The 20,052-nt window shown below is 59.1% G+C and carries 21 protein-coding genes; 9 read left to right on the top strand and 12 right to left on the bottom strand.

Annotated elements, in window-relative coordinates; translation table 11 throughout:
• Window positions 1–162 precede the first annotated feature (162 nt).
• The 4 genes from RRF56_RS10830 (at window position 163) to RRF56_RS10815 (ending at window position 5,200) form a co-directional block, all read left to right on the top strand.
• A complete protein-coding gene (locus RRF56_RS10830; RefSeq protein ID WP_317037658.1) occupies window positions 163–522 on the top strand; it encodes a rhodanese-like domain-containing protein in 360 nt (119 codons plus the stop codon).
• A 22-nt stretch (window positions 523–544) separates the two neighbouring features.
• Entirely contained in the window at window positions 545–2,275 is a 1,731-nt protein-coding gene (locus RRF56_RS10825; protein ID WP_317037657.1) for a hypothetical protein, read from the top strand.
• Between the two features lie 304 nt (window positions 2,276–2,579).
• Entirely contained in the window at window positions 2,580–4,907 is a 2,328-nt protein-coding gene (locus RRF56_RS10820) for a glycosyltransferase (RefSeq protein WP_317037656.1), read from the top strand.
• Window positions 4,908–4,978: 71 nt separating this feature from the next.
• Window positions 4,979–5,200, top strand: coding sequence for a DUF2283 domain-containing protein (locus RRF56_RS10815; RefSeq protein WP_317037655.1), 222 nt, complete (start codon window positions 4,979–4,981; stop codon window positions 5,198–5,200).
• 140 nt (window positions 5,201–5,340) lie between these two features.
• Here the strand turns inward: RRF56_RS10815 and RRF56_RS10810 are convergent, their stop codons facing one another.
• From RRF56_RS10810 to RRF56_RS10795, 4 genes are all read right to left on the bottom strand, one after another.
• Window positions 5,341–5,817 (bottom strand): Hsp20/alpha crystallin family protein, encoded by a 477-nt coding sequence (locus RRF56_RS10810; RefSeq protein ID WP_317037654.1) that lies wholly within the window; start codon window positions 5,815–5,817, stop codon window positions 5,341–5,343.
• A gap of 193 nt (window positions 5,818–6,010) precedes the next feature.
• Window positions 6,011–7,114, bottom strand: coding sequence for a DUF1517 domain-containing protein (locus RRF56_RS10805; protein WP_317037653.1), 1,104 nt, complete (start codon window positions 7,112–7,114; stop codon window positions 6,011–6,013).
• A gap of 474 nt (window positions 7,115–7,588) precedes the next feature.
• Complete coding sequence (locus RRF56_RS10800; RefSeq protein WP_317037652.1) at window positions 7,589–8,893, bottom strand: ATP-dependent RecD-like DNA helicase; 1,305 nt, start codon at window positions 8,891–8,893, stop codon at window positions 7,589–7,591.
• An 82-nt stretch (window positions 8,894–8,975) separates the two neighbouring features.
• Window positions 8,976–9,584 carry a hypothetical protein gene (locus RRF56_RS10795; protein WP_317037651.1) on the bottom strand — a complete coding sequence of 203 codons (609 nt, stop codon included), beginning with the start codon at window positions 9,582–9,584 and terminating at the stop codon, window positions 8,976–8,978.
• Between the two features lie 240 nt (window positions 9,585–9,824).
• On the opposite strand from RRF56_RS10795, the gene RRF56_RS10790 reads away from it, so the two are divergent.
• Window positions 9,825–10,859: a hypothetical protein gene (locus tag RRF56_RS10790; protein ID WP_317037650.1), complete on the top strand. Its 1,035-nt coding sequence runs from the start codon at window positions 9,825–9,827 to the stop codon at window positions 10,857–10,859.
• A 242-nt stretch (window positions 10,860–11,101) separates the two neighbouring features.
• Here the strand turns inward: RRF56_RS10790 and RRF56_RS10785 are convergent, their stop codons facing one another.
• The 4 genes from RRF56_RS10785 to tmk form a co-directional block, all read right to left on the bottom strand.
• Window positions 11,102–11,323, bottom strand: a complete 222-nt coding sequence (locus RRF56_RS10785) for a type II toxin-antitoxin system HicA family toxin (RefSeq protein ID WP_317037649.1) — start codon at window positions 11,321–11,323, stop codon at window positions 11,102–11,104.
• Window positions 11,323–11,562: a type II toxin-antitoxin system HicB family antitoxin gene (locus RRF56_RS10780; protein WP_317037648.1), complete on the bottom strand. Its 240-nt coding sequence runs from the start codon at window positions 11,560–11,562 to the stop codon at window positions 11,323–11,325. The genes RRF56_RS10785 and RRF56_RS10780 overlap by 1 nt, the downstream gene beginning before the upstream one ends.
• A 79-nt stretch (window positions 11,563–11,641) precedes the next feature.
• Complete coding sequence (locus RRF56_RS10775) at window positions 11,642–12,598, bottom strand: DNA polymerase III subunit delta' (RefSeq protein ID WP_317037647.1); 957 nt, start codon at window positions 12,596–12,598, stop codon at window positions 11,642–11,644.
• Window positions 12,571–13,254, bottom strand: a complete 684-nt coding sequence (gene tmk / locus RRF56_RS10770) for a dTMP kinase (RefSeq protein WP_317037646.1) — start codon at window positions 13,252–13,254, stop codon at window positions 12,571–12,573. The genes RRF56_RS10775 and tmk overlap by 28 nt, the downstream gene beginning before the upstream one ends.
• A 233-nt stretch (window positions 13,255–13,487) precedes the next feature.
• On the opposite strand from tmk, the gene RRF56_RS10765 reads away from it, so the two are divergent.
• Window positions 13,488–13,805 carry a hypothetical protein gene (locus RRF56_RS10765; protein ID WP_317037645.1) on the top strand — a complete coding sequence of 106 codons (318 nt, stop codon included), beginning with the start codon at window positions 13,488–13,490 and terminating at the stop codon, window positions 13,803–13,805.
• Window positions 13,806–14,139: 334 nt separating this feature from the next.
• On the opposite strand, the gene RRF56_RS10760 is transcribed toward RRF56_RS10765, so the two are convergent.
• Both RRF56_RS10760 and RRF56_RS10755 read right to left on the bottom strand, forming a co-directional pair.
• Window positions 14,140–14,595, bottom strand: a complete 456-nt coding sequence (locus RRF56_RS10760; RefSeq protein WP_317037644.1) for an FHA domain-containing protein — start codon at window positions 14,593–14,595, stop codon at window positions 14,140–14,142.
• Window positions 14,596–15,018: 423 nt separating this feature from the next.
• Entirely contained in the window at window positions 15,019–15,594 is a 576-nt protein-coding gene (locus RRF56_RS10755) for a cyclic nucleotide-binding domain-containing protein (RefSeq protein ID WP_317037643.1), read from the bottom strand.
• A 314-nt stretch (window positions 15,595–15,908) separates the two neighbouring features.
• Here RRF56_RS10755 and RRF56_RS10750 point away from each other — a divergent pair, with 314 nt between their 5' ends.
• The 3 genes from RRF56_RS10750 to glp all read left to right on the top strand — a co-directional run bounded on the left by RRF56_RS10750 (window position 15,909) and on the right by glp (window position 18,508).
• Window positions 15,909–16,727 carry a tetratricopeptide repeat protein gene (locus RRF56_RS10750; RefSeq protein ID WP_317037642.1) on the top strand — a complete coding sequence of 273 codons (819 nt, stop codon included), beginning with the start codon at window positions 15,909–15,911 and terminating at the stop codon, window positions 16,725–16,727.
• Between the two features lie 232 nt (window positions 16,728–16,959).
• Window positions 16,960–17,178 carry a hypothetical protein gene (locus RRF56_RS10745; protein ID WP_317037641.1) on the top strand — a complete coding sequence of 73 codons (219 nt, stop codon included), beginning with the start codon at window positions 16,960–16,962 and terminating at the stop codon, window positions 17,176–17,178.
• Window positions 17,179–17,275: 97 nt separating this feature from the next.
• Complete coding sequence (gene glp / locus RRF56_RS10740; RefSeq protein ID WP_317037640.1) at window positions 17,276–18,508, top strand: gephyrin-like molybdotransferase Glp; 1,233 nt, start codon at window positions 17,276–17,278, stop codon at window positions 18,506–18,508.
• Window positions 18,509–18,518: 10 nt separating this feature from the next.
• On the opposite strand, the gene RRF56_RS10735 is transcribed toward glp, so the two are convergent.
• Both RRF56_RS10735 and RRF56_RS10730 read right to left on the bottom strand, forming a co-directional pair.
• Entirely contained in the window at window positions 18,519–18,950 is a 432-nt protein-coding gene (locus RRF56_RS10735; protein WP_317037639.1) for a hypothetical protein, read from the bottom strand.
• A gap of 143 nt (window positions 18,951–19,093) precedes the next feature.
• Window positions 19,094–19,900: a prepilin peptidase gene (locus tag RRF56_RS10730; RefSeq protein WP_317037638.1), complete on the bottom strand. Its 807-nt coding sequence runs from the start codon at window positions 19,898–19,900 to the stop codon at window positions 19,094–19,096.
• Window positions 19,901–20,052: the final 152 nt, after the last annotated feature.

The following is a 20,052-nucleotide window of genomic DNA, read 5'->3' as shown; positions in this document are numbered from 1 at the left end:
CTCAGGACGTGCTTAACCGGCGCAGAGAATAGCCCAGCTGAGCTCAGGGTATACCACCTTTCCGGAGAGATGGGTTAATGTTGCGTAAAGTCTAAGGGAAGTCACGGACTGTACACGCCCCCAGACGCACCACAATTTTGCCGCTGCCCCTACTATTGATCTATGACTGTTTCTCCCGATGCCGCTCCCTACGAACCGCTCAGCGTTGATGCCCTGGCCCAGCGCCTAGCCGAGGGCGACGATACCCTACAACTAATTGACGTCCGTGAGCCGCAGGAAGTTGAGACGGCTAGCCTTGCAGGGTTTGAGAATCTGCCCCTGAGCGAGTATGCCACCTGGTCAGAGACGATCCACAGCCGGTTTGAGCGCGATCGCGAGACCATTGTGCTCTGTCACCACGGCATGCGATCGGCCCAAATGTGTATGTGGCTGGCCCAGCAAGGCTTTACCCAGCTGAAGAATGTGACCGGCGGCATCGATGCCTATGCCCTCACGGTCGATCGATCGGTGCCCCGTTACTAGGCCCGTTACGAGGGTTGACCCCATGGTTACCAGTACCCTGCGATCGCTGATTCCTGGCCAAACCTTGACCCCGGCAGCGGCTGACCTCAAGGCACTGGCCCAGGTAGTGAGTCGTCAGCTAGCAACCCATCGAGCGGGGTTGTCGTTGGTGACCCCCCGGCGCGAGATTCCCATGAACTATCGGGTGTGGGGGCTACAGTTTGGTCGCCAAGACAACCAGGTGCTGACCTCGGTGGGGGAGATCGTAGACCTGTTTCAGCGCGACGGCATTGACGGTCGCCTGCTGATTTTGGGCGAGGCGGGGGTGGGCAAAACCCATACCCTGCTGGCGGTAGGCGAACTTTTGCTGAAGCGCAGTGGGCCAGTACCGGTGCTGGCAGATGTCTCGGCCTGGGCCGGAGAACCCATGCGAGAGTGGCTCGCTGCCGCTCTGTGGCGCGACTACCGCGTGGCCAAAGGCGCAGCGCTGAGCTGGATCGACAATGCCCGCCTGACATTTTTAGTCGATGGCTTTGACCAATTAGCAATTCCTCAACAGCGCAAATGCGCCGCTGCCCTAGAGGCCCTACTGCGAACTAACCCCAATCAAACAGCCCTGCTCTGCTGCCGTCGCCAGGTGATGGAATCCTCGGGGCTGACCTTTGATCAATTCAACGGTGGGGTGAACCTCATTCCCCTGGCGGCTCAGCAGGTAAAAGACTATGTGCTGGGCCAACGCCGCTCCGAGCTATGGCCGGTGATCAAGGGCAGCAAACTGCTGCAACAACTGGCCCGGTTACCTCTGCTACTGACTCTGCTGGTCGCCATGGATAACCCCGCCGACCCACCCCTGCGCAGCCGCGCCGAGCTAGTGCAGCGATACCTGGCCCAGGGGCTAGCCAACACCAAAGGCAACCCAGCTCTACACCAATCGGCCCTGGCCTGGCTAGCTAGACAGCTCGACCAGCGGCCTCGCCTGTTTTATTTAGACGACCTCGATCGGGGGTGGCTGCCCGAACCGCGTCAACTGCTCTACCGGCTGCTGGTGGGGCTGGCGATCGCCCTGTTGATGGGGCTGGTGGGAGGCAACCTCCTGCTGGGAGTAGCCCTGGGGCTGATGCTCTCTCAAATTGATCTAGAGAACTTTCCCTACGTTCGACTAGGGCTGGCGATCGCATCGCCCGGTCCTCTGCTCACCTTAGCCCTAACCTGTGGTCTGCTGGGCCTGGCGCTGGGGGTCGGGTTGGGCACGGTGGCCGCCCTGCTCTTAACGCCCTTTGGCCTGGGACTGCCCGCCTTTGGCTGGGCGGGGGTGATCGGGGCGGTAGGGGGCTGGGGGCTGGGCTTACTAGGGCTGCTGCACCAGGGGTTGGCCAGAACGGCCCAATATCGTCAGACCCCCAACCAGGATGTGACCTTAGCCCTACGCAATGCGCTGCTGTTGGTAGCCATTCTCGGCATCATTTTGCTGCTGCTGCTGGTGTTGCCAGCGGTGGTCGGCGGGCAACACCCCTTTACCCTACTGACCCTGCCCCGAGCCCGAGTGATCGTGGCTGGGCTGACGATCGCGGCTCTGTGGCTGTCGTTTACGGTGCAGCACACCATGGTTCGGCTCTTGCTGGGAGGGCGACAGGGGTTGCCCGTGACGGGTCGCGCCTGGCTCGAGGCTATGGTAGCGGCGGGGCTGCTGCGCCGGGTAGCGGGGGGCTATAGCTTTGGTCACGAGGGGCTACGCCAGTCGATCGCGCCGAGGTCGCCGGAGGGCGATCGCTAAACTCTGGGGGCAAACTCTGGAGGCAAGCTTTGGGGCAAACTCATCCAGTTCGCCCTCTGATCCGTATGGTAATGGGCAGGGCCACAAGGTCGTGCTCCCAGGGGTCTAACGTAAACATCTCCTGGTTTGTCACCACTTGTTGATGAACCGCTCAGGCTGCTCTCAGAGGCATCTGCCAGCATAGAGATCAGGCCTAGCACCGTCTACGCGATCCATTTGCCCTAGGGCTGGTTTGTCCCAGGGGTTTGAATCAAGGGGCGGCTTCGCCTCTGCTTCCGGCACCATCTACCCGGTCATCTGCACCATGGCGTTTTTACCCAAGTCTGTTCCTAAACCCACCGACCAGGCTAAATCGCGTCCCCCGGTGCGCTGGGCCACGCTGATTCTGGCAGCTAGCACCGGCTTAACTACGGCCCTGATGATCGCCTGGTTTAGGGGTGAAGCACGCATTACCGCCCTGTTGGATGGGCTGCACGACTGGCAGGGCCAGTCTCTGCCGTGGCTAGAGGTGCCGATGATCGCGGTGCACTATCTGGTCGCTCCTACGGTGCTGCTGTGGCTTGCGGCCCTCGCCATTACCCGCCTGTCGCCCCGGCCTCGGCCCTGGTCGCGGTGCCTGGTGATTGGCCTGTTGCTGGTGCTGCTGGGGCGCTACCTGGTGTGGCGCTGCCTGACCACCCTCAACCTGGCCTCGCCCTTAGAAGGCACCCTCAGCCTGGGGCTGCTGGGGATGGAGCTGTTTGGCCTGGTAACCAGCATGCTTCAGCTGCTGCTGCTGCTGCGGGTTCGCGATCGCCGCCCCCAGGCCGACGCCCTAGAGCAGGATGTGCTCAGCGGGCGCTACCAGCCCTGGGTCGATGTGTTTATTCCCACCTACGATGAACCGGCGTTTATTTTGCGCCGCACCATCATTGGCTGCCAGGCCATGACCTACCCACGCAAGACCGTTTACCTGCTCGACGACACCCGCCGTCCCGAAATCAAGGCCCTGGCCGCCGATCTGGGCTGCGAATACGTGACCCGCCCCGACAACCACCACGCCAAGGCAGGCAACCTCAACTATGCGATCGCGCACGCCAGGGTCAAAGGCATTCCCCAGGGCGAGCTAATCGCCTCCTTTGATGCCGATTTTGTGCCCACCCTCAATTTTCTCTGCCGTACGGTGGGCTTTTTTCAGCAGCCTACGGTGGGGCTGGTGCAGACCCCCCAGAGCTTTTACAATGCCGACCCGATCGCCCGCAATCTAGGCCTAGAAGGCGTGCTCACGCCCGAAGAAGAAGTGTTTTACCGTCAGATTCAGCCCATGCGCGACGGGGTGGGCAGCGTGGTCTGCTCGGGCACCTCCTTTGTGGTGCGGCGCAGCGCCTTAGAAAAAACCGGCGGCTTTGTCACCGAATCGCTTAGCGAAGACTACTTTACCGCTGTGCAGCTAGCCGCCCAGGGCCATCAGGTGATTTATCTCGACGAAAAACTCAGCGCTGGCCTTGCCGCCGACGACATCGCCGCTCACGCCAGTCAGCGGCTGCGCTGGGCCAGAGGCACCCTACAAGCTTTTTTTATCGCCTCCAACCCGTTGACCATACCGGGGCTAACCCCCATGCAGCGGCTGGGCCACCTCGAAGGGCTGCTGCACTGGTTTAGCAGCATTCCCCGCATTGGGTTCTTGCTGATGCCTCTGGCCTACTCGTTTTTGGGTGTCATCCCCATTCGAGCGACAGCCCCAGAGCTGCTCTACTACTTTGTGCCCTACTACCTGATGCAGCTGACGGTGTTTGCCTGGCTCAACGAGCGATCGCGATCGGCCCTGCTCTCCGATATTTACTCGCTGGTGCTGGTGTTTCCGCTGGCGGCCACGGTGGTGCAGGCCATGGTATCCCCGTTTGCGCGGGGGTTTACAGTCACGCCTAAGGGCACCTCTAGCCAGGGGTTTCGGTTTAACTGGCGGCTGGGTTGGCCGCTGGTGGTGCTGTTTGGGCTCACCGCCGTCAGTCTATGGCGCAACCTGGGGCTGAGCTTAGCCCCTGAGGGCTGGCAAATGCAGGGGTTAACCCTGGGCTGGCTGTGGAGCACCTACAACCTGGCCATGATCGCCGTGGCCCTGCTGATCTTGCTCGATGTGCCCCGCCCCGACACCCACGCCTGGTTTGACCTGCGCCGGGTGATCAAGCTGTCGCCTAAGCTATTTGCGGCGGAGTTAGAGTCTGGCGTAAGCGGCAAGACCACCGCCAAGACGGCCATCCCAAAACCGCCCAAACCCTGGTGGGGAGTGACAACGTTAATGTCTGAGGCAGGGGTCGAAGTCACCCTCACCCAGGCCGCCACCCCAGACTATCCCCTGGTGGTAGGCATGGCCGTCGATCTAGACATTGCCGAAGAGGCGATCGCCCTAGAGGGCATTATCACCGCCGTCGGCATCGAGGATGACTTACCCCAGATTCGGGTGCAGTTTGGCCCCCTACCCCCCGCCAGCTACCGAGCCCTAGTCACCACCTTGTTTTGTCGCCCTGGCCAGTGGAAACGGTGGAACAGCCCCGGCGAACTACAATCGATTGGGCTGCTGCTGCGGGTGCTATTTTGGCCCCGCCGGTTTACCCCCCGTCGGCTTCAGGCTATGCCCGTGGTAAAGGGGTAAACCATGCGGGCCGAAACACTCTATGATGGCGGCTATCACACTACCCGTTTCACCGCCGTCGCCCGTTGCTTATGCAGATTACCTACGATCCCGATCGCGACATCCTGCAAATTGCCTTTAACCAGCGCGAGGTCGACGAAACCGCCCGCGTTTCACCCAACCTCATTCTCGACTACGACAATGATGGGCTAATTGTCGGGTTAGAGCTGCGTCAGGCCTCGAAGCGGGTCGACAACCCCATGTCGTTTACTTTTATCGTTGGCGACGCCGATACCGAAAAACCTCAGCCCTAGCGCGAGTTGAGATATATGGTTTTAGCGAGTTCTGCGGTTCCAGCCCAGTCTTTACCAGCAAAAAAAGGGGAGGCAAGGCCTCCCCAAAACTCATGACTTACTCTCAAGCTTCAACTGCTTAGGCTAAAGACACCTAACGCCTAGGCCTCGCCTGCTTCAATGGCAGGGGTTTCATTGCCGCCAAGGCTGATTTTGACTACCTTGTTACGGGCCTCGACCACCTTGGGCAGAGTCATGGTCAGCACGCCGTGGTTAAAGTCGGCCACCACTTGGTCGTTTTGCACCGCGTCGGGCAGGTTGACCATGCGCTGGAAACTGCCGTAGCGGGTGTCGTCGTAGAGCACCTTGGCATCTGCTTCGGCGGGGGCCGCAGGAGCGTTGCGAGTACCCGCAATCGACACCCCATCAGTACTCACCTGCACGTCAAGATCGGCGGCGGTGACGCCCACCAGGTGGGCGGTGAGTACAAACTCATGGCCGCGATCGACTAGGCGAATGGCGGGTGCCCAGTCGGCCTTGGCTAGGGTCTCGGTGGTGAGATCGCCAAACACATCGTTAATCTGGCGACGAATGGCGTTGATTTCGGTGATGGGGTCTAAATAGCGACGGATAATCATAGGTTTTTAACCTCCTGATACTTGCTTTTCCAAACTTTCGAAGTGAGTCGGGTTAAGCGTTTGAGCTTTCGCTCTCTACAGTTACTATGGTGCGCCAATCTAAGGCCTTTCCCTAGGGGTAAGAACCCTACTGCGATGGCGAACTTCCCTCCCGTACTGGGCTGTAGGGTGAACCGAACGGGGTGCGATCGCACTACAGTGTCACCAAATCGGGGTAGTTGGCGATTAGCTCATCGGCGCTAAGACTGTCGCTGGGGTCTTGGGGGGTCCATAGCAACTCGTAAACCAATAAGTAGGCCGGAGAAATTGAACCTAAGCGTTGCAGAACAGCTTTGAGATCGGTCGCCGAGTTGACGGAGTTGAATAGGGGGCGATCGTCCGCCGTACCCAGCAGCAGCGTCACCACAATATGGGAGGCCACCTCATCGCTGGGGCCACCGGGCATAGCTCGCCGCTGCACCTCGCCGCCCACATTCGCCAGCGTTTCTACCGCAAATTTGCTGCGCTCTTGAATCGATAGGCGCTCAAACAATTCTGACGCTTTTTCTCGCCCGGCCACGGTCTGCGACTCGGCCCGCACATGGGTCCAGTAGTCAGGGTGACGCAGCAGGGTGAGCACGGTGGCGCGCAGCTGCGCGGCCAGCCCCGCCGAGGTGGTGAGGTCGGCGTTGACGGCAATGCGATCGAGATCGCGCTGAAGTTCTCTCGCCCCGGCCAGCAGCGCCACCTGGAGCCGCGACACGGTAACAATGTCGTTGAGCAACTCACTCTGGCTGCCCGCCGTTGCTGGGCGATCAAAGCTGCGGGTACCGCCCTGCATATAGTTCAAGACAATGGGCAGCAAAATAAACCCCAGCACCACAATGATGAAAAACCAATCGCCGCCGCCGTCGTCTGTGTCGACATACATTGGGGCCGGGGCATAGGTGGGGTAGGGCACAATCACCGGACCGGGGGCCGAGCGATAGCCATAGTTGCCGCCATAGCTACCCCCATAACCGCCGTAGCTACCCCCATAACCGCCGCCATAGCTGGGAGGCAAACTGCGCGGAGCCGAGGGCGCAGGCGTAGCCGGACGACTAAAGGAACCGCCCCGACTCATGCCGCCGCTGGCCGCTGCGGCTGAAAAGTCATCGGGCAGCAGGCGATCGCTCAATAGCCGGGCTTCTATGTTTCTCAGCGCGGTCTGGTTACCTGTGACCACAGGCACCACGCCCAGATATACCACCAGGGCAATCATCACGGCGGCGGCAGACACCATTAACCAGAGCCGCTTGAGGCTGGGGCTGACCGACATTACAGGTTCTCCAAAGGTGAGCTAGATTTTGAGGGTTGCAGGCGCTAGGTTTCAGGTGCCAGGAGCGGTTAGCGGACTAAAACCGGAGGGTACTCAACTCGGTAGCCGCTTTTTTGAGTATCGCTAAATCTCTCGGATCAGTGGGTTAATAATCCTAAACCAACCCTCGCGGCGCGATCGCACCCAGGATGCAGGGCACAGTTCATCCCGTAGGATTGAATCAGCGCATCCTGTAACCCCTGGCCACTACCCCTAATCGCGAACCAACCCTTCAGGATCTAGCAGACAAACTCGACAAACTGACTGTTGAGTTCGAAGAAACTCAGCGATTTCAAAAGCAAGCTCAGCCGTGGCAAGACCGCACCTGAGGCGTGATCAAGTGGGTAGGTGGCATTATCGCCGGGCTGGCCATCAGTGCCTCAACCGCTCTGGTAGGCATTGTGATTCGCCAGTTGGGTCAGTAGATCGCCCTGGCTACTGGTACAAAAACAGTCGCTTGGCGGCGCGGGTAAAGGCCACATAGCAGAGCTGGTTGCGCTCGATCACATTGCGGTTGGCTGCCATCGACGGCACATCGACAAACACATCTTGGAAGGTAGACCCCTGGCTTTTGTGAATGGTGAGGCTGTAGGCGTAGTCGACGGTGTGGAAGCGCTGCTGCAAGTCCCAAAATTCCATCCAGCGTTTTTCTTTGGCCAGCAAGTCGAGCTTGGCTTTAAACTCAGCCTGGCCTGACTCGTGAAGCACCCGCAGCGTTTTGTCATCGCCCGCTTCGGTTTCGACTTCGAGTAGCCACAGGGGCCACTCGCCCTCACGACCCCGAGCGATGTGCAGCACCTCACACTCGCCGGAGGTGGGCAGCACAATGGTCTCTTCTTCGAGGCAGGGGTTGACGGCAATCAGCCGCTCACCAGGCACAAACCGCAGGGCGTTGGGGCCGTAGATGGCGGTGCGAATTAGCTGGTTGAGCTGGGCGACGCGGCGGTTGGTATAGGCCAGGGCGCGCACCTGGTCGGGGTTGCGCTGGTAGGCAGGGCTGGTAAAAGCGCGAATTAGCAGGTCGTGCCAGGCCGGACGGGGCAGCACAAAGCAGCCCTCGGTGTTGTCGGCGTTGGCGTCGTTGGTGAAGTGGGGCAAGTAATCGCGCTCTAGATTGCGCCGCAAGTCTTCAGCGACAACCGCGATCGCGCCGCCGTAGCGCACCACCTCAGTCAGCTCAGATTTATGAATAATTTGGCGAAAGCAGGCCGACTCGGGCTCGTTGACCGGGGGCAGCTGGGCCGAGTCGCCCACAAACAAAATCTGGGTGTCCCGGTATAGGTTCGACACCGCATTGACCAGCAGCTCCCACAGCTCTTGGTTGATCATCGAGCATTCGTCGACGATCACCAGGCGGTAGCGGTCGATCTGGCTGGCCTGCTGGCGATCGATGGCAAACACCTGCTTGCCGCTTTCTTCGTCAATCACGGGGCGCAGGCCCAGCAGTTTGCAGCAGGTCATAGCGGCAATATCGAGCTGCCACTGGGCCGCCATCGCCGCTAGCACCTTGGTGGCTTTGTTGCTAAAGGCGCTGAGCACAATTGGGCGGTCGTCACCGCGATCGCGCAACCCCTGCACAAACACCTGCAACAGAGTCGTTTTGCCGGTGCCCGCATAGCCGGTCAGCAGGTAGAGCTTTTCGGTGCCCTGCACAAAGCTGTTCAAGGCCGCCAGCGCCGCCTCCTGTTCAGTGGTCAGCGCCAGATCGGCCTCGGGGGATGGACGTAGGGATGGGGCCATAGGCACTGAACGGATGTTCTATTCTAGAGTAGCCCGATTCCCTCCGTTCACCCAGACCCCCTAGCCCAGGGGTCGCCGGGTCCTAAGGGCAAGTGGTCGGCGTCACATTGCTGCCGATGCCATTGGCCCCAGTGCGGGCAATCCAACCGCTGTCACCGTTAAAGATGCCCACCTGCATCCACTGGCGACCGTCGCCAGTGGTCTGCTGGGTCGGCGGGTTGGTGGTGGCCCGAATCAAGTCGTTGGTGAGAAAGTTAGCCTCAATTGGGGCGGTAGTGGAGGGCGTAGACCGTACATTCAGAGCTTGGTTGGCCCGGAAGCAGGCTCCGGCAATCGGGGGCGGTGTCGTACCGCAGGGGGCAAGATTCCCCGCATTCAGCCAGCCCACAGGTTGAACCCCAGAGAGGCTATCGTTGCTTAGATAGACCTGTGCCCGTCCGGTCGTGATGGCCCCGGTAAGGGTGACCTGGGTGCCCACCGCCAGGGTGCCAATACGGTTGGCCGGTGGCCCCAGGGTGCTATTGTCAAAGACTTCTGAGGTCCGATTGAGCTGGCGACAGGCCCGAATCAGGCTCGCATTTTCGCTCAGGGGCCGGATGTCTTGAGCGCGGGCAGGGGCGATCGCCACAGCACTGGTGACCAGCAAGGCAACAACCCCCAGAGACAGGGATTGCAGAGTTTGAAATCGCATAGTGACTCCTAAAACTAAGGTTTGATTAGAGCTGTGACCATGCGTGAAACGACCCCGGCTATCCTACCATTCGGGTTGATGTAACAGACATAGCGCTGACCTTGGCCGCAGGGTTGGCTTCTATTTCAAAGGGCTGGCCTCTATTTTCGAAGGCGGTCTGGAAAGACGGTCGATCGCACGGGTAGACGTGGGACAATAGGCAACCTGTGCGCAAAGAGAAACAACGGTATGACGGCGGCAATGCCCTATTCTTCTGAAGTGATCGAGTCAGCCATGCAGGCGGGAGAGTTAACTCTTGCCTTGCCTGACCCCCACGACGAGAAGATCTCGGACTACGAGTTTAACCAGCAGATGGAAACCGCCTGGCAGGTGTGCGATCGCTTCGATCTGCAAACCGACATCTGGCGAGGCAGGATTTTGCGGACAGTGCGCGATCGCGAAAAGAAAGGCGGCGACGGACGCGGCACCGGCTTTCTCAACTGGCTCAAAGACCGCGAAATCACCAAAAGCCATGCCTACAACCTGATCGAACTGGCGGATAGTGCCGACCAACTGCTCGACGCCGGTATGCTCACCCCCAAAGAGGTGAACCAGTTCAGCAAGCGCGCCTTTGTCGAAACCGCCAAGTCGGCCCCCGAAGTGCAGCAGTTGGTCAGCGACTCGGCCCGCAAGGGCGACCACATCACCCGCCGTGAGGTGCGCCAGGTGGCCAACGAGTGGGCCGCCATGACCTCCGATCTCATTCCCGAAACCCTGCGCGAGAAAGCCGCCAACAATACCATCCCCACCCGCTACATTGCACCGCTGGTCAAGGAGATGGAAAAGCTGCCCCCCGTCCACCAGAGCACCCTCAAAACCGAGGTAGAGCTCAACCCCGACTTGGATACCCTGAAGCAGGTCACCGCCGAGGCCCGCTACCTGTCGAAGTATCTGGCCTCCGCCAACCAGGTACAACTGCTCGAAGCCAGCGGCATTGACTTAGAACTGGCCCTCGAAGAAGCCCTGCGGGTGGGCTGCCTCAACTCTGCCGCCGACATGGTGGCCCAGGCCGCCCAGATCGAGCAAACCGCCGTCAAACTCTTCACTGCCTGGAAGCGGATCAACCAGCTAGCTGAACGGGTGTTTGTCGACAGCGGCGAGAGCACCCCCCACCTGCGCGCCCTGCTCACTGCCCTCGGTCCGGTCACCAGCGAAACGGTGCAGGTGCGCCTAGGCGAAATCGACAGCGTCACCTCCCAAACTATCCGCTGGCGATTGATGGTGGAGGACGATTAAGGCGTTATACAAAATCCGTATTGAGAAACCCCGGTTCAAAACAGAGATCTCGTAGGGGCATTGCACTGCAATGCCCCTACTACAAACCGGGTGTAACCAAATAGGATTCGGTATTATGCCAAATCCTGCTTGGCTCCTCCCAATTCGGCAGGGCAAATGCCATTTGCCCCCACATTTTGACTTTTTAGTAACCGGGTTTATGCGATCCGAATTTGGTGCTGCATGCCAAAAGATTCATGATTTCACGTTAGAAATTCATCTGGGGTGATGCCAGCCTGCTTCAGGATGGCCCTGAGCGTACCTTCGGGCATATCGCCTGGATGGTTTGGAATGGTTGTGTAGCAATGGGTTGTGGAGTTGTACCAAATCTCATGGCTACCTGCCGCTTGACGGTCAAACTCAAAGCCCAGTTGCTTGAGGCGTTTGACAATTTGACGATACTTAAACCCGGCTAGACGACCCATCAAACACCCAAGACAAGCGGGTAATCGAAGTTATCTTCAATATTGGCAAGGCTCATCATTGTTTGCCGTGGTGAATGCTCTGATTGAGCTTCTAGCAGCTTTTTGGCGACATCGCGGGCGATTTCTATGGTTTCCGCAACGGTACGGCCCTGTGCTACTAAGCCAGGTATGTCGTCAGAGGTGGCGAGATAAACGCCCTCGGGAAGTTTTTCGATATGGAGCTTGGCAATTTGTTCCATCGGCTCAGCCTATTGGGTGCCTAGTTGCATGATAAGCAATATCCGTTCAGGCCGATGCACCTCCAGCGGTTGAGCTGGGTTACGACTGAACCAAATCCATCAGCATCACCTCCCACACCAGGCGGGGCTGCACAAAGCGGCGTAGGTAGCCCTTAGCAGCTTCCAGCTTGGGCAGCCAGCGGGGGCTTTCTGCCGGGTAGCGCTGCCAGTACCAGTTGAGCAGATAGTCGAGCAGCCAGAGTTGCGATTCGGTGTCGAGGGTCTTGGCCACCTGGCGGGCCTGTTCTAGAGCCTGGCGCAGGCTGCGGGGGGGCTGGTGCAGAGCGGCCAGCAGCTCTGGGGGAATGGTTTGGAGCTGGTTATAGGCGGCGATCGCCCCTCCCGGACTACCCTGAGCCATCGCCAGCATCTGCGGTTGCTCAAGGACCTCCGATTGCCCGACTCGCTGAAGCACCGTTGCCATATCCGCCGCATTCAGCCGCTGAAAGGGAATCGTCTGGCAGCGAGACACCAGGGTTGGCAGCAGCGATTGCGGGCCAGGGGCCAGCAGAATGATAGTGGCCTGACCCGGTTCTTCCAGGGTTTTGAGTAGACCGTTGGCGGCCCCCTCGGCCATAGTCTCGGCGGCTTCAATTACCACTACTGCCCGAGGTGCTTCCAGGGGTGGGCGGCCCAAAAACTGAGCAATTTGCCGCACCTGCTCTAGACGAGTCTGGGGCGGGCTCTTGCGGGTTAGCCCCTCCTCGGCGGCTTGGGAGGCGGCAATCAGTTTGCCCTGGTGCAGGTAGGTCGGCTCCACCCAGAGCAGGTCGGGATGGTTGCGCTGGGCAATGCGCCGGCGCAAAATTGGGGCCAGCTCTCCATTGCCGGGGGCAAACAGAACCTCCGCAAAGCGCTCAGCGGCCATCCGTCGCCCCACCCCGTGGGGGCCAGCAAACAGATAAGCCGGAGCCACCCGCCGCTGATCGACGGCGCGCCAGAGTAGTGTCACAGCCGTGTCTTGGCCCACTAAGCCGTCAAATTGGGTTCGTACCACTGCTGCAAATACCCTTCTACAACGGCAAAAATGTCGGCGGCTACGGCCTCTACCGGCGCAGCGGCATCGATCGCCACAATGCGATCGGGGTGCTGCGTCGCCAGGGTCTCAAAGCCCCGCTGTACCCGCTGGTGAAAGGCCAGATCGGCCTGTTCCATGCGATCGGCGGCCCCCCGCTGTTGAGTGCGGGCTAGCCCCGTGGCGGCATCGAGCTTGAGCCAGAGGGTGAGGTCGGGTACTAGGCCCCCGGTGGCCACCGCATTGAGTTGATCGATCAAAGCTAGATCAAGCCCGCGACCGTAGCCCTGGTAGGCCACTGTAGAGTCGATATAGCGATCGCACAACACCCAGCAGCCTTGGGCCAAGGCGGGCTTAATCACTTCTTCAACATGCTGAGCGCGATCTGCAGCATACAGCAACAGTTCGGCACGACTGGCCATGGGGGCGGTGCCCTGGTAGCCCAACAACAGCTGTCGCAGGCCTAACCCCAGCTCAGTCCCCCCCGGTTCACGGGTGGTCAGCAGCGCTGGCACTACACCTTGCCGTTGAAGCTGCCGCAGGCGATCGCTGGCTTGTAGGGCAGCGTGTAGCCCCTTCAGCTGTGTCGATTTACCACAGCCCTCTACCCCTTCAAACACCACCAGCTTACCGGGCATAACTTGTCATTTTAGGCATCGTTTTCTCAAGCTTACAGGTAAGGTAGACCCAGAGTTGCCATCGGTGAATAGCCCCTCCCCCCTCTGCCAGCCAAAAATTTTATGGTATACACTAAGAAGCAAATCAGGACTGGTGCCATACCCAAGCGGTCAACGGGTGCAGTAGATAACCCAAGGTTGTCTGTGCTCAGGCACTGACCATGTCGTTACGCTGGTCTCAGCAGAGGATACCCATGGCCCGGTATACCAATTCACTTCCCGTCTCCACTGCCACCGTACGGTTGCGAGATTCGATCATCAGCACGCTCCAGGCTTGTGGGCTGCATATGATCTACGAAACAAAAGACTACTTAGTCGCCAAAGAGCAACCAGGACAGGTGCCCTTAGCGCAGCTCACCACTATTGAGGTGCTGATCAACCAGCCCACTGTAGCTGCTGAATCAGCTCGGGTAAATTTGGTGGTCAAAAATGAAGAACTTCCCTTGAGTCACAACAACCACTGCGAACAGGTCTTTAGTACCGTCAGCCAGGCGATCGGGGCGGCGGTTTAGGGGTTTAAGTTACCGCCGATCGCCCAAGTGTTGGCTAGGCCTAATATCTGGGATGCCTGCACAGGAAATGATGCTCAGGCAAGGCTTCACCCCTAGTCCGGTGCAATCTGATTCGTTAACCAACCGAAAACGGCTTGCCTGTCATTCCCACGGAAGTGGGAATGACAGATTAGGAGCACCTAAGCGGCTCTGATATCAACTATGCTGGGCAGATATCGCGTTAGAAGTAGCCATCACCTCCGGTTTCAACGTTGACAATCATTAACCTTGCCGCTGCCGTCACGGGTAGACTGCCGAGGTAGATCTAGAACAGCTTTTGAGGCTGACTCGGCGGCTAGATTTCAGTATCGTCATCCAGGTTGTCGCTGCCCTCATCGCCCTCTTCTACCATATTGGGGCTGATTAGGGTGATATCAAATTCGTCTGGGGGCAGAGTCGATTGACTATCGCGCTTGAGCTGGTAATAGATAGCGCGGGCCTGGGGACCAAATACAATTTCGTCTTCGTTCTTTAGATCGTGGGCCTGGAGCTTACGGCCATTGATTAGCATGCCGTTAGCACTGGGCTTGCCCTTGAGGTTGCCGTCTACAATGCGGTAGTAGAAGGTGTCGTCGTCTTTGGGCAACTGCACCAGGGTGGCATGATGCCGCGATACAAACTGAGACGACAGCCGAATGTCGCACTTGGGGTCGCGCCCGATGGAGTACACTGACCCATCTAAGACAATTTCTCGACGACCTTTGCTATCTTCAACAATGAGAATATTACTGAGCTTGGTATGAAGTGGCATACTCTGAAACACTAGCAAAAACGAAGCCGAGAACCGATTCAGCAGGGAACGCAGATGCAATCAGCAGGGAACGCAGATGCAATCAGCAGGGATAGTAGACTGTATCACCTTCACCTGTTCCACCGCTGCGATGGCTCTCTTGAGCCCAGTCTTGTGACAATCGCAGACTGTGGTTTAGACCTAAGCTCACTTGCGCCAGCTTAATCTTTGCGAGTAGAAGCACAGCCCTGGGGTGCACCCATAGAATGCTATTAGTTTACCCCGAGTCGTCTTGCCTGAATGGTAGCAGAAACCTCGATAGGTGACTGAATATTTAAACGGTGATGATTTTGTACTCTAAGGGGGAGTAATTGCCCAAGGGCGATCGCCCCCAATAGCCACAGTGAACCCAGTCGAGGAGCCCCTCTAGCTGACCGAGAGCCTCTAGTCACCACTGTCCACTTCTAGCTCTTCCCACGGATTCGAGTTGACATCGCGCAGGCGCTTTAGCATCCAGTCAAACCGAATGTTGCCCATCGAAAGCATGTCGTCCATTTCGTCTAGGCCAGCATCGTTGAGGGCAGCTACAGGTCGCCAGTGTTGGCCCTGAAGGTGTTTGACAGTGCTGCGCAGTCGACTTGAGAGCAAAATAGCTAGGGCGCGATAAAAGCGAGAGGCAAACCAAATGTCTTGCTGTAGCTTATGGCGCAGTTGGCCACAAGAAATGGACAACACAATACTGGGATCAAGGGCCGTCACCGTTGCCGATGGCGGTTGGCCATCGACAAAAGACATTTCTCCCACCACTTCACCAGTGGCCAGACGAGCAATGGGTTGATCGCTTAGGGCGGCCACCGAAACCTCTAGGCCGCCGTCTAGAATGAGAAAGAACTCGTCGCAGGCTTCGCCCTCGCTAATGAGCACGTCTCCGGGACGCAACTCCCGCCGTTGACCCGACTCTATGAGCCAGTCAACATCCTCATCTTCTAAAACGCCGAGAATGAATACCACACGCTTCATGGCTGCGGCCCAACTCCACAACAACCAGACTGCCGATGATAGGGCCGACAGAGAACCCCGACCCTGGGCCTCAATGCCTGGTCCTGAGTGGTGGAGGGGCCAACCTGGGGCATTGCTGCATAGCTACCTTAGATAGTTCATGCCAGTTTTCTAACATAACCTACGATGGGATGCATGGAATAGTCTTTCCCCAAAGGCGTTCTGAAACAGTTCTAAACACGAGTTGAACTATTGGCCTTGAGTGCCGGAGGTCGCGTAAAACTCTACGACCTGTTTTTAAGCCCCCGCTTTTGAGCCCCTTTACAGAGATACCCATGGGACAATCTATTACCGTCAATCAGGTCGAGTTTGATCAAGCGGTGCTGCAACCATCCTTTGAGCAGCCGGTAATCGTTGATTTTTTTGCGACCTGGTGTGGCCCCTGCCAACTGCTCAAGCCGATGCTTGAAAAGCTGGCCCAGGAGTATGACTTTACCCTGGCCAAGGTTGACATTGACGCCAACCCAGAGCTAGCTAAGGCCTTTGGCGTGGAGGGAGTACCCGACGTTCGCATTGTCACCCAGGGGCAGGTGCAGGAGGGGTTTGTGGGGGTGCTGCCCGAGCCGCAGCTGCGCGAATTCCTGAATGGCCTGGGCCTGCGATCGAGCCTGGAGGACGACCTGGAGGCATTTGAAGGAGCTCAGTCCAGTGGCGATATGGCCGAAGTGCTGCCTGCCCTGGCTAATTTGCTGACCCGATACCCCAACAACGGCCAGATTTTGCTCAAGGCGGCTCAGGTGTATCTAACCCAAGGCGACGATGCTCTAGCGGCTCAGTATCTAGATTTGATCGATCCGAGCGATCGCGCGACTAGTGATCAAGCTGACGGCCTGCGGGGGCTAGTCACCCTGCGCCAGGCACTCAACGGCTTGGGCGATTCTGAATTGGATAGGGCCTTTGGGTCAGCGGGTGAGGCGGCGCTGAAGGGCGATTTTGCCCTGGCGCTAGAGGGATTCTTGGGGATTGTGGAGCGCGATCGCACCTACCGCAATGACGCTGGCCGCAAAGCCATGCTCACGGTCTTTAAGCTGCTGGGCGACAGCGACCCCCTCATCCCCACCTACCGCAAACGGCTAATGCAGGCGCTGTATTAAGGAGATTTTTAGAAAAGAAGATCCCTGCTTTATTCAGCGACTATAGCCACCGTAGGGTGGACAATGCTCACCATCAGAGAGAGGGTTTTTCAGAAGTCGCCTAAGCAAAATCTGAAGCAGGCCCAAAGAATGTCGAGGGAAAGTTTTTGGTTAAAGCCAAGACAGTTATTGTAGAGAGAAATACCTAAGCTAATTTTCTAGTCTTTAGTCACGCTCTGAGCGATACACCCCTATGGCACTTCTGGCCCGCTGGCTTCAGTTTTTGCACTTTCTCGAAGGGCTGCTCGAGTTTTTTGACTTTCTCACCACTCCCCTGGGCCTGGTGGCCAGTGTGGGGCTGGGGTTATACGGTCTGCTGATGTTTATAGGCACCGACGCCTCAGCTGCCGCTACCCTGGCTGGGTCTGTGGCGCTTTGCCTCAGCTGCCTGATCACCCGCCCCGATTTCTAAGAGGATTTCGGGGAAACGGTCTTGCTAATGGTGGGCCGTGCCCACCCTAGGGTTAAACTGGCAGTGCCCATCCTACGGCTAACCCCTCAAGACTTCTATGCTCTCCGTCACCGAGGCCGCCGCCACCATTCTTGACCTAGTGTTGCTGCCCACTGAGGCTGAGCAAGTTTCCCTCGACGCGGCTCTGGGGCGCATTTTAGCTCAGCCTATCCCCAGCCCCCTCGACTTTCCCCACTGGGACAACTCAGCGATGGATGGCTACGCGGTGCGCTACGCAGATGTGCAGGGGGCTAGCGCTGAGCAGCCCCAGTCGCTGACGGTGGTAGAAACGATTCCGGCGGGGCGATCGCCCACGAGACCCGTCGGCCCTGGCCAGGCGGCCCGCATTCTGACTGGCTCGATGCTGCCCGCTGGGGCCGACACGGTTGTCATGCAAGAGGTGACCCAGCGAGAGGGCGATCGCGTCATCGTGCTAGAAGCGCCAACCACTCAGCAGTTTGTGCGCCACCGGGGCAGCTATTGCCGGGCGGGTGACCCGCTGATGGCAGCGGGTCAGCTGATTGGTGGGCCAGAACTGGCGGTGTTGGCCTCGGCCCAGTGCCTTCAGGTGCCGGTGTTCCCTCAGCCTCGGGTGGCAATTCTCTCCACAGGCGATGAGTTGGTAGGGCCTGGAACCCCGCTACAGCCAGGGCAAATTGTCGATTCTAATCAGTATGCTCTGGCGGCGTTGGTACGTCAGGCGGGGGCGATCGCAGTGCCCCTGGGCATTGTGCCCGACCAACCCCAGGCGCTGCGGGCGGCAATTCAAACGGCCCTGACCCAGGCAGATGCGATTGTGTCGTCCGGGGGTGTCTCGGTGGGCGACTACGACTATGTCGATGAGATTTTGGTAGAACTGGGGGCAACGCTACACATTCGCGCCGTGGCGGTCAAACCCGGTAAACCGCTGACGGTGGCCACGTTCCCCATTGCAAATGGCTCTGCCCCCCTCTACTTTGGCCTACCGGGCAACCCGGTCTCGGCCCTGGTGACCTTTTGGCGGTTTGTGGCTCCGGCTCTACGCAAGCGATCGGGCCAAGGAACGGATTGGGGGCCGATGGTTGTGCCCGCCGTCACCTCCCACGACCTCAAAGCCGGGGGGCAGCGAGAAACCTATCTGTGGGGCCGGCTAGCCATGACCGCCGCCGGTCACCGGTTTGAGCTGGCCGGGGGCGGCCACAACTCCGGCAATTTGATCAATCTGGCAGGCACCAATGCCCTGGCGGTAGTGCCCGTAGGCACGAAGCTTATTCCCGCCGGAGAAACGGCGCAGGTCATGGTCGTAGGCTAAGACCATCCACCTACCCGCGCACCAGCCCACACACATACTCCATCGCCGCCGAGTTTAACGGGTCAGGGTCTACAGGTAGCCAACCGCTGCTGCCTACAGGGCCGCTGTACTCCACATCGCGAAACCGGCGGCGATCGCAGTCATATTCGGTTAAGTAGTCGGTGCGCTGGGGTTTGCCAGAGCGGCTGTCAACGTAGTAGCTGCCCACCCGCACATGGCCTTGGCCGAGGGGTTCTACCGAGTCGATATCGACAAACTGCTGCTGCTGGCCCCGGCTGGCCTCCGCTACCGGATACCAGGTGGCAGCCCCAGCACTGGCAGGATACATTGCCCAGACCAACACTAGCCCCAGCCAGAGAGCGGCGATTTTGCCCATAAAATCTTGCCAGCTATGCTTCAGCGACCAGGGGCCAAGCTTAAAATATTGCGGCGGTTTGGTCACGGTGGGCTATCTAGACGTATCGTTTGCTCAGCGGGGCGGCGCATAGAGCACGCCCTCTAACGATCATGAATCACTCTGGCTGGCTAGGTCAAGGCGACCGGGCCAGCCAGAGACTGACGAGAGGCCCGCCGTGACCCTACGCACTATGGGAAAAAGATGGCTCGGTAGGCTCCGATCAGGGGTTCGCCCCAAAACAGGGTGATCACCGCTGCGATCGCCAGAAAGGGGCCAAAGGGCACCGGCTGACGACGACTGATCAGCTTGAGGGCGATCGCCCCACCCCCTACCACAGCCCCCACCACGCAGGCCAAAAACCCGCTCAGCAGCACCCCCTGCCAGCCTAGCCAGGCCCCCAGCATCGCCGCCAGCTTGGCATCGCCACCCCCCATGGCCGTCTGCCCCAGGGCCGCCGAGGCAAAGATGGTGATCAGGTCAAAAATCCAGATACCCAAGACTGCTCCCACAATACCGCTCAGTAGGCTATGGATGGGGCTGGGCCAGGGTGCCCCTTGCACCATTGGCAGGGCAAATTTGATCGCTAGCCCCAGTACCAACCCCGACTGGGTGAGTACATTGGGCAGGGTCAGTGTGTCGAGATCGATAAAGGCCAGGGCCACCAGCCAGCTCAGCAGCAGCCAGTAACCCACCGTGGCCCAGGTCATGCCCCCTAGCCAAAACGCCGCCACAAATAGCGCTCCGGTCAAAGCCTCAATCAGCGGATAGCGGGGCGAAATTGGGGCGCGACAGTAGCGACAGCGGCCCTTGAGCCACAGCCAGCCCAGCACCGGCACGTTGTCGTAGGGCTTGAGCCGGGTGTGGCACTTGGGGCAGCGCGAGGGCGGGTGCAGCAGCGACAGCCCCGCCGGGATGCGGTAGATCACCACGTTGAGAAAGCTACCTACGGCAGAGCCGAAGAGGAAGACGAGGGCGAAGGTGATGAGGGCGTCCATGGGGGAGTGGGTGGGTGAGTGGGTAGGATGGGTGGATGGGTGGGTAGGGGCAGACCCAGGTGTCTGCCCTGGTGTTGCATAGGGGATTTGGGTGGATGGGGTTAGGGTGCCCAGGTGGGGGAGCTGATCTGAGGGGCGATCGCCTAGGTCGG

It is taken from the genome of Nodosilinea sp. E11, from assembly GCF_032813545.1.
GTDB lineage: Bacteria > Cyanobacteriota > Cyanobacteriia > Phormidesmidales > Phormidesmidaceae > Nodosilinea.
The sequence above is the reverse complement of the archived record's forward strand: the minus strand, read 5'-3'. Positions and strand labels throughout refer to the sequence as shown.